This window comes from Halostagnicola kamekurae, from assembly GCF_900116205.1.
Classification (GTDB): Archaea; Halobacteriota; Halobacteria; order Halobacteriales; family Natrialbaceae; genus Halostagnicola; species Halostagnicola kamekurae.
In genome coordinates, this window is the sequence record NZ_FOZS01000001.1 from 1,098,398 (window position 1) to 1,110,919 (window position 12,522).

The 12,522-nt window shown below is 61.3% G+C and carries 12 protein-coding genes, 1 tRNA gene and 2 pseudogenes; 6 read left to right on the plus strand and 9 right to left on the minus strand.

Annotated elements, in window-relative coordinates; all coding sequences use genetic code 11:
• Positions 1-463: 463 nt before the first annotated feature.
• Entirely contained in the window at positions 464-643 is a 180-nt protein-coding gene (locus BM348_RS05565; protein WP_092902773.1) for a hypothetical protein, read from the plus strand.
• Between the two features lie 1,025 nt (positions 644-1,668).
• Here the strand turns inward: BM348_RS05565 and BM348_RS05575 are convergent.
• Positions 1,669-1,965: pseudogene (locus BM348_RS05575) on the minus strand (DNA-binding protein); the annotation flags it as partial.
• Between the two features lie 53 nt (positions 1,966-2,018).
• Between BM348_RS05575 and BM348_RS05580 the strand changes: the two are divergent.
• Positions 2,019-2,228 carry a hypothetical protein gene (locus BM348_RS05580; RefSeq protein WP_092902777.1) on the plus strand — a complete coding sequence of 70 codons (210 nt, stop codon included), beginning with the start codon at positions 2,019-2,021 and terminating at the stop codon, positions 2,226-2,228.
• Between the two features lie 189 nt (positions 2,229-2,417).
• Here BM348_RS05580 and BM348_RS21780 read toward each other — a convergent pair.
• The 3 genes and pseudogenes from BM348_RS21780 to BM348_RS05590 form a co-directional block, all read right to left on the minus strand.
• Positions 2,418-2,618, minus strand: a pseudogene (locus tag BM348_RS21780) (DUF7563 family protein); the annotation flags it as partial.
• Positions 2,619-2,681: 63 nt separating this feature from the next.
• Positions 2,682-2,857 (minus strand) — tRNA-Trp (locus tag BM348_RS21165).
• A 45-nt stretch (positions 2,858-2,902) separates the two neighbouring features.
• Positions 2,903-3,799, minus strand: a complete 897-nt coding sequence (locus BM348_RS05590) for a DUF5794 domain-containing protein (protein ID WP_092902779.1) — start codon at positions 3,797-3,799, stop codon at positions 2,903-2,905.
• A gap of 482 nt (positions 3,800-4,281) precedes the next feature.
• Between BM348_RS05590 and guaB the strand changes: the two genes are divergently transcribed.
• Positions 4,282-5,784, plus strand: a complete 1,503-nt coding sequence (gene guaB, locus BM348_RS05595) for an IMP dehydrogenase (protein ID WP_092902781.1) — start codon at positions 4,282-4,284, stop codon at positions 5,782-5,784.
• Positions 5,785-5,814: 30 nt separating this feature from the next.
• Here the strand turns inward: guaB and BM348_RS05600 are convergent, their stop codons facing one another.
• Entirely contained in the window at positions 5,815-6,294 is a 480-nt protein-coding gene (locus tag BM348_RS05600) for a cupin domain-containing protein (protein ID WP_092902783.1), read from the minus strand.
• 129 nt (positions 6,295-6,423) lie between these two features.
• Complete coding sequence (locus BM348_RS05605; RefSeq protein ID WP_092902785.1) at positions 6,424-7,932, minus strand: aldehyde dehydrogenase family protein; 1,509 nt, start codon at positions 7,930-7,932, stop codon at positions 6,424-6,426.
• A gap of 145 nt (positions 7,933-8,077) precedes the next feature.
• Here BM348_RS05605 and BM348_RS05610 point away from each other — a divergent pair, with 145 nt between their 5' ends.
• Positions 8,078-8,554, plus strand: coding sequence for a hypothetical protein (locus BM348_RS05610; protein ID WP_245779395.1), 477 nt, complete (start codon positions 8,078-8,080; stop codon positions 8,552-8,554).
• A gap of 199 nt (positions 8,555-8,753) precedes the next feature.
• Here BM348_RS05610 and BM348_RS05615 read toward each other — a convergent pair whose 3' ends face one another.
• Both BM348_RS05615 and BM348_RS05620 read right to left on the minus strand, forming a co-directional pair.
• On the minus strand, positions 8,754-10,505 hold the full coding sequence (locus tag BM348_RS05615; protein ID WP_092902787.1) for a YcaO-like family protein: 1,752 nt from the start codon (positions 10,503-10,505) through the stop codon (positions 8,754-8,756).
• 488 nt (positions 10,506-10,993) lie between these two features.
• Positions 10,994-11,179, minus strand: coding sequence for a hypothetical protein (locus tag BM348_RS05620; protein WP_092902789.1), 186 nt, complete (start codon positions 11,177-11,179; stop codon positions 10,994-10,996).
• Positions 11,180-11,345: 166 nt separating this feature from the next.
• On the opposite strand from BM348_RS05620, the gene BM348_RS05625 reads away from it, so the two are divergent.
• Both BM348_RS05625 and BM348_RS05630 read left to right on the plus strand, forming a co-directional pair.
• The gene (locus BM348_RS05625) at positions 11,346-11,525 is read left to right on the plus strand and encodes a protein translocase SEC61 complex subunit gamma (RefSeq protein WP_050051145.1); all 180 of its coding nucleotides are present in this window, start codon (positions 11,346-11,348) and stop codon (positions 11,523-11,525) included.
• Positions 11,525-11,962: a transcription elongation factor Spt5 gene (locus BM348_RS05630; protein ID WP_050051144.1), complete on the plus strand. Its 438-nt coding sequence runs from the start codon at positions 11,525-11,527 to the stop codon at positions 11,960-11,962. The genes BM348_RS05625 and BM348_RS05630 overlap by 1 nt, the downstream gene beginning before the upstream one ends.
• Positions 11,963-12,214: 252 nt before the next feature.
• Here the strand turns inward: BM348_RS05630 and BM348_RS05635 are convergent, their stop codons facing one another.
• The gene (locus BM348_RS05635; RefSeq protein ID WP_092902791.1) at positions 12,215-12,502 is read right to left on the minus strand and encodes a DUF7565 family protein; all 288 of its coding nucleotides are present in this window, start codon (positions 12,500-12,502) and stop codon (positions 12,215-12,217) included.
• Between the last annotated feature and the right edge of the window lie 20 nt (positions 12,503-12,522).

A 12,522-nucleotide genomic window follows, 5' to 3' on the forward strand; every position in this document is an offset into this window, starting at 1 on the left:
TCTCAGCACTCCAGCGCTGCAGTAACCTTCATTTCTGTTGGAAGAGACTTCTCTAGAGGGGATAAATAACTGAATGAATAAGGCAAATTTAAGGTAAGAGTGGGGTCGTCGGGATCGCGTTCGATCATGCGTCGGCCCTTCGTGTGTCGACGATCGCGGCCGTCGCGAGCGCGGATCCCACCAGGGCGATCGCCGTCGCGATCATGACTCCCTCTCGTCGCGAACATTAGACCAGTCTCTGAACCTCTCTCCCTCGCCGTCGTCGGATATGTCCTCGTCTGAAACCATGCCTTCTCAGTCCCTCCCGGACGCGGGTAGGGGTACGCGAACGCGCTTATCGCGCGCCCGCGGCTGACAGACATGGGTACCGGGGATAATATCACCCGAAAAAGGGGTATAACAGGGTGTGGTAACCCCCGTGACCACCTCCCTTTAACACGGGGGCGGCTACTACGAATCCAATATGGCAATCCGAAAACTCAGAAATATCGATGGTTCAGGTGGTGTTATGCTGCCAAAAGACGATCTTCGCCGGGATGGGATGGTTGACGCCGACGGCGAGATTAAAGATGCGACCATCACAGTCGATCGCGTCGACGATGGCGAGTATCGGATTAAAGCGGTAGATCCGGACGATCTCTAAATCTAACTTTCTATTCATTTCCAACGCACCTACTATATGGAATATGTTTTGAGTGTTCAGTACGGTGTCAAACGGACACATTAGACTGAGGTGATACGTAGTGGTTGATGTTAGTTAGGAGAAGTGAATTGGATTCTCAAGAGAAGATGATGTTGATATCTCCAATAATTCTGGACCTTGACGTTCTGAGATCTGTCCTTCATTTCATATTATCTGTCCCTGTATCCAGCCAATATGAGACTACAATGGTAGCGATACAAACTCCTACCACCATGGCAAGTTTCCCTGTGACGTCCTGCGTAACGAGAACAATAATGGAAAGGAAAACAACGATTTCATACGCCCGCTGAAAAAGTGAATGAGAACTAAGAAAGTGGTGAATGATAATATATACGCTCCCTGCAAGGGCCCCAATAAGAACGTACGTCAAACTAATTTCTGCTTCTGTAAATAGAATCATCCCTAGTGAACTGGCACCGAGCACCAAATACAGTACTAACCCATATGTGAAATTCGATGTTTTCGAATTTGACTTACTCTTTTCCGAATCCACACTCATATACCAAAGTTATTACCCTATCCACCAAAATCCTTATGAGTGATATTATTTAAATGATATAGCAATATATCGGAACGTTATAAGACTATTTTTAGGATCTTCTAGAATTTGCCCAATGTGGGCACCTGAAACAGCGTATGTGTAATTCATGTCCTCGTGCATCATCGCGATTGAGGAGTTAAACTAGACAGTGCCGAACCCCTGTTTCATCTGCATCAACTCGAGATCTGCGTGCGGAAGCGGGGTGGGGGCGTTGTAATTTTTTGGCGCTGTCCCCTTGGGGACACCCGCCAAGGGGGCTTTCGCGCGCAGCGCGAAACGACCCCGCATGCGGTCCGGTGCGATCGCTGTGGCGAGCCCGCCCTCGAGGGCTCGAGCCCAACCAAATTTGTATAGGAAGCCGTGTTACTCAATCTGGCTTGTAGAAAACAACCGCGAAAACAGCGTTGCCACTACGGAAGCTGATTCACCGATCCGCAACAGCGCCGACGAATCCGGTTTCACTCCCGCCGCCGGGAGTCTTCCAGGTCAACTGCGCGCCACGGAGAACCGTCGGATCGTTGCCCGACTTCGACCACTTCTCGAGGGGTTCCGCCGCGATCGTCGCGACGTGCTCGAAGCTGTCGGCTTTCAACTGCGAGAGAATCGTATCAATCCGCATTCGCTTGGGATTCTCGCTGTCGTCGAACTCGAGGTCGGCACCGTTCTCGGCGAGCCACTGCTGGAACGGCGACGACTCGGCGACGTGATCGGCCAGACCCAAATAGGGCCGATTCAGGCAGCGTGCTTATCGTTGTCAGAGACCTAAAATTTTGTATGAGCGAACTCACCGATCGTCTTCTGATATTATTAATCGCATCCGTCGCACTCGGAGGAATGCTTGTAGGCTGGTTCGGCGGATTCGTGGTTCCAGCACTTAGCGGATGGTCAGATAACATCGGGATGGCTGTAATAGCCGTACTTTTCGTAGCCATCCTGATCGGAATCTGGTTCGGATTCGACCGCATCCGCGCGGATCGGGGATGATCAGTACCGCTCGAGGCGTTACCGCTCACCGTTGTCCACCTCGAGGTAACCGGCCACCACAGAACGGACAGATATCTCCCTCACGCCCAGAGACCTCGAATAGCGTGTTCTCGCAGACGTGGCGGGCGGGAAACCACATTCGAGCGAGTCGCCGCTCTCGAGCGCGCATTCATCGAATCGACATCCATTTTCGCGATCAAGAACCCGAACCTCGAGACCGGCGGCGGACCCCCGGCTCAGTCGTCGGTAGGAATCACAGTTTCCACAGCGATGGGCTCGGTTGTTTTCGTCGCCGAAGACTCGCCCGAACTGATCCGTCACATACTCTCCAAAGTTCTGACGAGTCTATTATCTAACAGACGGCCATGATGCGACCGTCACGCGGACCACCCGCTACTGAATAAGAAGTGTCGAGGGCGCGGTAAATCGATCCACGCCCTCTTTTATTTCACATGGGGTCGGAGGGATTTGAACCCCCGATCTACTGATATCTCCGGTGCGCCTCGGAACTCCAGAGGGTCATCACACGGACACTGATCAGGTGTCCGATCAGTATATCAGTCTGGAGTGTCGTCCCGGGCGCCGTAGCCTCTGGAGTCAGCCGCCATGCCTGGCTTGGCCACGACCCCTCGAGCAATCATAGAGCGATCCTCCCTAAAGCCGTTACGATTCGATCACAGCCAGGGGGCTCGGCCCGCGGTGTCGGTCGAATCGTCGCCGGGGTAGGTGTCGTCCTCGGAGTCGCTCGAGTCGGGCACCTTCGGTTCGGTCGCGTTCGATCGGTCTTCGGCGCTGCCGCCGTCCGGTCGGGGAGCGGTCTCGAGGGTTTCTCGAGCGGCCTCGCCGTCGAACTGGGGATCGATCGAGAGCACGGCGGCGACGAGCAGGGCCGCGAGCGGCGCCTCGCCGAAGGCCATCCCGAGCAGCGAGAGGGGGAGCAGTCCGAGCGCGACGGCGCTGCCGAATCGGAACCGATCGATGTCCATGTAGGTCCGGAGGTACGGACCGGCGACGGCGACCGTGAGGGCGAACAGGACGCCGACGCCGGCCGCGAGGGTCCCGTTGGCGATCAGCGCGGGGTCGGCCTCGAAGGCCAGTTCGGCGCCGCTCGGCTCGAGGCTCGCGAGCAGCCCCAGCGCGATGATGATGCCGGGGTTCGGGATGTACTCGCCGACGGTGGCACTCGCGGTGTGGGCCGCGATGGCCGCGATCACAAGCGCCGCGAAGCGTTCGAAGATGGCGATGTTCACGACGCTCTCGATCGTCGGCGCGAGCGCCGCCTGTACCGCGGCGAGGGCGATCAACGGCAGGCCGACGACTAGGACGATGGCCGCCTGCTCTCTCGGCGAGCCGTCCATCTCCGCGAGGATCACGGCGACGGTCGCGCTGCCGCCGAAAATCAGGAGCCCGACCTGAATCGCGCCGATCGGGTCGTCGACCGCGCCAGCGAGGATCATCGCCGGGAACACGCCGTCGACGAGCGGCAGGGCCATGACCAGCGCGAGCAGTTTGGCGTCGTCGCTGACGAATCGCTCGAGGCTGAGTGCGACCGGGTGCTGTGACGTGCTCATCGATCAGGGTCGATGGCCGTGACCCGGGGCCAGATGGGAGTGTAACGAACGGTCCCGTCCGGACTGGCACGCATTGGGCCAGCCGTTCGACCGTTTCTGGCCTGCTGTGAGGTTCGAAAACCCGAATGTAAACGGTGCGATAGAAACTGCGCGCATCCGATCACCGGTTCGGGCCGTGGTGGAACTCACAGCGAACATATCGTAGGAAAGTCCTGCATTATTAATAAACGTTGTGTGAGACGTGGTTCCAATACTCCGCGGATCGTCCGTCGACAGTGTGCATTTCTCGACGGTAATGGGCGACACTCCGCATTCGGTTTCCGATCGTTACATTCTGTCGGTGCCGAACGAACGCTCGAGAGTGGTCGAGACCGAACCTCGAGTCGATCACTCCGCCAGTTCTTCCCGTGATCATCGGTGCCGCTCTGCGGGCTGAAAGTGCAACACGCAACGTTTTTGGCTCCCGATTCCGGACAGTTTACATGGCGAACGACGCTCCCGAACACGAGCCGTATTCTTCGAAGCTTCGAGTACCGGAAGCCCTGACTTTCGACGACGTACTCCTTCGCCCGAAAGAGAGCCGCGTCGAGCCCGACGACGCGGATCTGACGAGTCGCGTCTCGAAATCTATCGAGGTCTCCGTTCCGATCATCTCCGCGGCGATGGATACCGTCACCGAGAGCGAGATGGCGGTCGCGATGGCTCGCCACGGCGGGCTCGGCGTCCTCCACCGGAACATGAACGTCGACGAGATGGTCGAGGAGATCCACCGCGTCAAAAGTGCCGACGACCTCATCATCCCGACCGACTCGGTCGTGACCGCCGATCCGGAGATGACCGTCCGCGAGGTCGACGAGATGATGGTCAGGGAAGGCGTCGGGGGCGCACCCGTCGTCAACACGCGCGGGGAAGTCCTCGGCATCATCTCGAGTACGGACATCCGGCCTCACCTCGAGGTCAACGAGGACGATGCGGTCACCGAGGCGATGACCGACGAGGTCATCACGGCATCGGAAGACATCGACGCGCGCGACGCCTTCGATCTGATGTACGAACACAAGATCGAGCGCGTCCCGGTCGTCGACGACGAGAACCTCCTCGTCGGCCTGGTGACGATGCAGGGGATCCTCCAGCGCCGCGAGTACGGCGAGGCGGTTCGCGACGACGACGGTCGACTCCGCTGTGGCGTCGCCGTCGGCCCGTTCGAAACGGACCGCGCGGAGGCAGCCGACGAGGCCGGCGTCGACATTCTCTTTATCGACTGTGCACACGCGCACAACCTGAACGTCATCGAGGGCGCCCGAGAGATCAAAGAGTCCGTCGACGCGGACGTCGTCGTCGGCAACGTCGGGACGCGAGAGGCGGCCGAGGATCTCGTCGACTTCGCCGACGGGATCAAGGTCGGCATCGGTCCGGGATCGATCTGTACGACGAGAGTCGTCTCGGGATCCGGAATGCCCCAGATCACCGCCGTCTCCCAGGTCGCGGACGTCGCGAGTCGACACGACGTGCCGGTGATCGCCGACGGCGGCATCCGCTACTCCGGAGACGCCATCAAGTCGATCGCAGCGGGCGCTGACGCGGTCATGCTCGGTTCGTACTTCGCCGGAACCGAAGAGGCGCCGGGTCGGGTCGTGACGATGAACGGCAAGAAGTACAAGCAGTACCGCGGCATGGGTTCGGTCGGCGCGATGAAGTCCGGCGACAGCGACCGGTACCTGAAAGACGAACCGCAGGACGACGACGAGTACGTCCCCGAAGGCGTCGAGGCCGCGACGCCGTACAAGGGCACCCTCGAGTCCGAACTCCACCAGCTCGCCGGCGGGATGCAGTCGGGGATGGGTTACGTCGGCGGCGAAACGATCCCCGAGTTCAAAGAGCGAAGCGAGTTCGTCCGCGTCTCGGCGGCCGGACAGGCCGAGAGCCACGCTCACGACGTCGTGATCACGGACGAAGCGCCGAACTACTCGCCGGCAGACGAGTGATCACGGCGGGCGCTGCCGACGCGGATCCGATTACGCGATCGTAAACGAACTGTCGCAGTTCGAGCAGTTGAGCCGGAAGCCGCCCCCGTCTGTGATTTCGAGGCCATGTTTGGTTTCGGAGTCGCAGGCCCGACAGTAGACGACCGATTCGATGTCCTCCCAGTTGTGACTCGAGTCGGGCGCGCCCAGGGCCCAGCCGACGAGGGGGTCGTCGCCCTCGTTGGTCCCCTGCTGAAACTCGCCGGGGGCGAATCGGACGAGTTCACCAGCGTCGACGGTGAGAGGTCCGTTTTCCGTCTCGAACGTCGCTGTCCCCTCGAGTACGTAGAAGACCTCCTCCTGATCATGGTGGGTGTGATAGCCGCCCGAAAAGGACTCGCCCGGCTCGAGTTCGAAGTAGTTCATGGCGAAATCGGTCGTTCCGAGGGCGTCCGACACCGGCCGCCGAACTGACTGTGCTGCCATCGGATTCGGCTCGTTGTCGACCTCGTCGATTTCGACTTTCTCCATTGGTTCCATATCGCTCGGTTCCGCCTTGAAAATACCGCCCTGCTCGAGTCGCTACGACCCTTATCGAGTCACTATCTCTCCGAGCGAGTCGCTATCCCCCGATCGAGATGTGACTCGCCTCGAGCGCGTTCAGTACTCTCGGGGTTCGTGCTGGACGGAGATCCAGCGCGTCGTGGTGAACTCGTCTGCGATCCATCGGTCGTTGTACCGCCCCATCCCAGAGGATTTGACGCCGCCGAACGGCGCCTGCGGATCGTCGTTGATCGGTTGGTCGTTGATGTGGATCATACCGGTCTCGACTTGCTCTGCAATGGCGCGGGCCCGAGTGATATCCCGACAGTGGACCGACCCCGACAGCCCCATCTCCGTGTCGTTGGCCAGTTCGATCGCTTCCTCGTCGCTCGAGAACGGAATCACGGGTGCGATCGGTCCGAAGTGCTCGTTACAGGCCGCCGCCATGTCGTTCGTCACGTTCGAGAGGACGGTCGGTTCGACATAGGGGAAGTCGGACTCGCCGCCGGCTTCGACGACCGCGCCCGCGTCGACGGTCTTCTCGAGGTAGTCGGTCATCTCCTCGAACTGCGATTCGTTGATGATCGGCCCGACAATCGACTCGTCCTCGAGCGGGTCCCCGACGGGGACGTGCTCGGCGGCTTCGGCCAACCCCGCGACGTAGTCGTCGTAGACGTCCTCGTGGACGAGGTGTCGATTGATCGAGATACAGACCTGTCCTTGATGGGTGAACGAACCGAAAGCGCCGGCTTCGATCGCCACCTCGAGATCGGCGTCGTCAGTGACGATGTGGGCGTTGTTCCCGCCCAGTTCCAGCGCCGGGAAGTGGAAGTTCTCGACCGCGTTGGTCGCCACGCGGCGGCCGATCTCGGTCGACCCGGTAAACGAGATTACGTCCGGCACTTCGTGGCCCGAGAAGTGATCGCCGATATCCTCGCCGTAGCCGGTGACGACGTTCAACACGCCGTCCGGAAGTCCGGCCAGTTCGAACACTCGAGCGAGCAGGAGTCCGCCCGTGACGGGCGTGTGCTCGTCGGGCTTCAGGACGACGCTGTTTCCGAGTGCGATCGCCGGCGCGACCGCGCGCATCGAGAGCACCGTCGGGAAGTTCCACGGCGTGATGACTCCCACGACGCCCACCGGTTCCTCGACGACGATGTTCTCCTTCCCGGGAATCGTCGATTCGGAGCGCTCGCCGCGATTCCGAAGCGCCATGCCCGCCGCGTGGGATGCGACGCCGACGGCCGCTCCGCCTTCGAACTCGCCCTTCGCGCGGACGCCGCCACCCTCTATCGCGATCAGGTGGATGAGTTCCTCCATGTGTTCCTCGAGGATCTGTGCGGCCGTCGAGACGATTCGGGAGCGTTCTTGTGGTGGCATCTGTGCCCACTCCGACTGTGCCGTCTCCGCGATCTGGAACGCCTCGTCGAGATCGTCGGTCGTTCCCTGCGGAACCTCGCCGACCGGTTCCCGCGTCGCCGGCGCGTTCACTGAGATGGTCGATCGGTCGCCCGGCGACCGCCACGTGCCGTCGATGTACTGTGCGTTCCATCCCGTGTCAGGAGCGATTCCGACGTCGTCTACCGTTCCGTACTCTGCTTGCCCTCGAGTTGTGGGAGCTCCCATGCGAACAGGTTCTCACACATCGTATATTATGTTTTGGAACCAACTAGATCGTGCGCTGATCGGACCCGCCTCCCGATGGCCGAGACTGTCAGGCGGCGGGTTCGAAAAAGTAATACATACAACCGTCCGGTCCCGAGTCTCGAGTGTGAATCGCCGTACTGTACTCCAATCCGCGGGCGTATTCGCGACCGTTGGATTAGCTGGCTGCGTCGGCGGCATTCGGGAGCACTTCGAGGGCGAGATACGAAGTCCGATTCCGATAGAGATTTACAACGAATCCGATCAGACCCAGTACATTCAACTCGAGGCTCGCGAACGAGGTACCGGCAGAGGAACCTACGATCAGAGCTACTCGGTGACGCCCGGTGAACGCGTCAGTGCGCCGTCGCTCGAGGGGATCGAACAGAGTTTGCAGGCCGTCCTCGTCGATCAGGACGAGGGGGACGATCGGGTCGAGGTCGGGGCCGTTACCCCCGAGACGGTCCTCGTTTCGATCACGATTTACGAGGACGACCTCGACCTTCAGATCTCTTCGTCCGCGGACGACGGCAACGCGTCGACGGAGGGTAACGAGTCCGTCGAATCCGACGGCAACGAAACCGACAGTAACGAGTCTTCCTGACCGAAAACGAGCGAACGGATTCGCCGTCGGTTCGCGTTGGCGAACTGGCTCGCCAGTGAGTACATGAGCAGATCGAACGGGACAATCACTCGGACGAGACGGGAAACCGCAGCTATCCCGGATCGGACTTCACTCGAGCGGTGTGATTTTTCGAGCAGATCTTGAACAGAAGACCCACTCTCGAGAAGAGTGTCAGGTCTCAGGGATAGGGGTGGAACTCGCGTTCGAGGGCGGGTTCGAAACCGAGTTCGTCGGGCACATCGGTTGCGCGGTCGCCGAAGTACGGCTCGTCGGTGAAAAGCGGCTGTGCGCCGGGAACCACGACCCGAACCGCCTCGAACCCGAGTCGTTCGACGTCTCGTGTCGTCACTCGCGCCGCGTAAGGCCGAAGGCCCGCCGCGTTCGTCCGGGAGACGAGTTCCTCGAGAGCGTCCGATCCGGTCGGCGCCGGGTCCGGGCCCACGCGGTCTGCGGGGATCGTTCGTTCGACGTCGACGAACTCCCTGACCGGGTCGGGAAACGACGCGTAGTGGCCGATCTGCCCGGTCGCGGTATCGGCCTCGTCCCGCCCGATTCCGCGGAGTTCCATCCAGTTTTGGAGCGCCTCTGCAAGCGCCGAGCGAGCGGCGGCGGTTCCGTCGAGCGCCGCCGCAGAGCCGGCTGCGAACCGGGGCCAGCGATCGTCGCCGCCCGGTTCAGCATCTTCTCGGTAGACGGCGACGGCAACGACGGGGACGTCCACGTCCTGAGTCACCAACAGCGCGGTCGCGGTGAGCCCCTCGCTTCGAGCCCTGCGCTCGAGTCGGTCGTAGGCCTCGTCCTCGACGTCGAGACCGATCGGTTCGTATGTCGAGTACCACGAGAGCATCGTCGCGTCGCGCTCTATCACTTCCGTCAGCCCCGATCGAACGGCGTCCGCGGTCGAGGAACCGAGCCCGAGTCCGGTCGTGATCGCCGGGACGAGGGGATCGCCGGGCTGGGGGAAGTGAACGGCCGCAGCGGGAAGCTGTGCGGACTCGCCGCTCTCGAGGTCGACGCCGTCGACCCAGCGACACGTCGTCGACGAATCGAATTCCGGCGCGTCTTCGGGCCGGACGAGCTCGAGCGGCGAGACGGGATTCTCGAGGTCGTCGACGGACGCGTATCGGAGCGCGGCGTCGCGGTACACGCCGGCGCAGTAGCGCTCGAGACCTTCGCCGACTGCCTTCATCAGCGCGGCGTTCCAGTCGTCGTCGACGCCGGCTGATTGCTTCGAGGCGCTCGCGTCGCTGAACGGGTCGGTATCGGCGAGCGTCGCCAGATAGTACGGCGCCGGGAATGACTCGGCCTCGCCGATCGAGCGGACCGGCCCCAGCCGGGAGTCGATCGCCAGTTCGGCTCGCTCGACCGCCTGCTCGAGTTCGAGCGACGACTCGTCGGCGAGATCGAGCGTCCGGTCCCGTCCGTCGCTCCCGCACTTGCAGGTCGGGACCGGCAGACACCGCCGGCTCGCGTAAGGGAGTTCGCGAACGCGGCCCACGATCGATTCCCCGTCCCCGCTAAACGTCCGAACGCACTCACGGCCCGCGATCGCCCCGGCGAGTCGGGCCGCGCTCCGATCCGCGCTCGGCTGCTCAAGCGACTCCTCGCTGGCTCGAGTCGAGGCGACGCGCTGGCGGAGACAGTCGTAACAGGCCGTCGCCGGCGCGAACCCCGACACGGCCGCGTCGACGTCTGCGATCGGGTGGCCGCCGACGCCGCCGATCTCGACGGCGATCCAGGGGGTCTCCCCCGCTCGAGTCGCATCAAGCGCCCGCTCGAACGTGTCCGAGCCGACGACGTCGCTGACGATCGCGAATCGGGCGCCGGAAAGCGCCGTCGGCTCGGCGTCTCGGGTCGTGATATCGATATCGGACAGCGCGGCGTCGATAGCGGCTCGAACCGGGTCGTCGGCGACGACGTGGACCTCCATACCCCACCGGTCGGCTGCCGGGGGCAAAAGAATCCCGTTCGCGGAGTTCCCTCGAGGCGTATCCGTCTGTGGATCGCTTTCCGACAGGGTGTCGTAGAAGAGCTCTCACGTCGATCTGGGTGTCCGACGAATGATCAGTATCAGATCCTCCGGCCCCAGCTTTCTGCTCCAGCCCGTTTGAGTGGCCCAAGTGGTAACCGTCTGGGTCTCGTAGTCACGTCCGGATGAAACCATCAACAGCGGTCCTCGCGTTTGGTGCAATTTTGTTCGCACTTCCGGTTCCCGGCACGTTTATCGCCGGTGGACTGGTGCTTCTCGCAGGAGCACTCGCGCGGTGGCTCGGTTCGTAGCACGACCGATTGTTCGAACTCGGTGAGCCGGGGAGTTCCAGTGGTCGCGGAGTTCCAGTGGCTGACAACGAGTGCGCGCCGTGGTATCGAACTCGCGCGGTGTGCGTACTGGCGGTGGTCGCCCTCAGACGAGGTGTCTCACTCTTCGGACTCCTCGCGCGAATCTTCGTCGCTTTCGGAACGCGGCGCGTTCTGCGTTCCCAGGTCGTCGCTCCCATCGTCGACCTCCTCGGGGTCGCGGTCGATCCGCTCGAGTTCGTCCTCGATCTCTGCCTCTCGTTCCGCTTCGTACTCGTCTCGCCGGTCGGTGTCGTCTTCTGCCATAGCGGTCGTTCGGTCTCCCGAGGGTTGGGTAGCCTGCCGTCAATTGCAACGTCGGTGCCGGTTGAGCGAGACATATTGGGATCGGGTACGGATCCGAATCGACCCCGGGTGAAAGAAATTGGACACGAAAGACAAATAAAAGGGCGCGTCCTCTAAACACACATATATGGACGTTCCGTACGATCTCACCTCGTACGTCAGGGTGTTAAAAATGGCAAAGACACCGTCGACGAACGAGTTCCTGCAGGTCTCGAAGATCGCCGGCGCTGGAATCATCTTCATCGGTCTCGTCGGGTTCATCATCGGTACGATCATGGTGTTCCTGACCAGTGCAGGTGGCGCCTAATGGCGATCTACGCAGTCAAAACCACAGCGAGTCAAGAGCGCACCGTCGCAGACATGATCATCAACCGCGAAGAGCCGGATATCCACGCCGCGCTCGCACCCGACTCGCTGACCTCCTACGTGATGGTCGAGGCCGACGGGAGCGCGGTAATCAACCGCGTTCTCGAGGACATTCCGCACGCCCGAACCATCGTTCCGGGCGAGTCGGACATCTCCGAGGTCGAGCACTTCCTCTCGCCGAAACCGGACGTCGAGGGGATCGCGGAAGGCGACATCGTCGAACTCATCGCCGGGCCGTTCAAAGGCGAGAAAGCACAGGTGCAACGCATCGACGAGGGCAAGGATCAGGTGACCGTCGAACTGTACGAGGCGACGGTTCCGATTCCAGTGACGGTACGGGGCGATCAGATTCGCGTGCTTGATAGCGACGAACGGTAGTTCGTCGAACAACGCGAACGGAAGAGGTGCCGTGAGCGGTTTCCGACGAGCGATAGCGGGTTGGTTCACTCGGCGCTGTGCGCCGAGGTCATTTCATACTATATTTTGCAAGGAGTGGTCGCTGAGCGAAGCGAGTGACCCGACGACGTATGACCCGACAACGTGAAAGGGAAGAGCACGACGGATTCGAGAACTGGTGGCGAGATATTCGCGCCGGGTTACCGGGTGTGGATGCGGTGGTTCGGGTGGTAGCTACCGCGAGAGTTCGGTCGCGATCTGTTCCATGTCCGCGACGGATTCGATCTCCTCGAGGAGCTCCTCCCGTTCGCGGACGTCTTCGGAACTCGCGCTGTAGGCTCTGACGTACTCGGCGCGGCTGTGTTCGGTGAAGACGTGGCGGATCGAGAGATAGCCGTCTGGGACGATGGTTCCACAGACTTTGCACTCGCGGCGCTCGTGTTCGGTCGCCTGATGGACGATCGCGGGTTCGACGTCGTCGAAGGTTTCCCCGCAGCCATCGATTCCACAGTCCCAGGGCATTGATGACTGTGAGACAACGG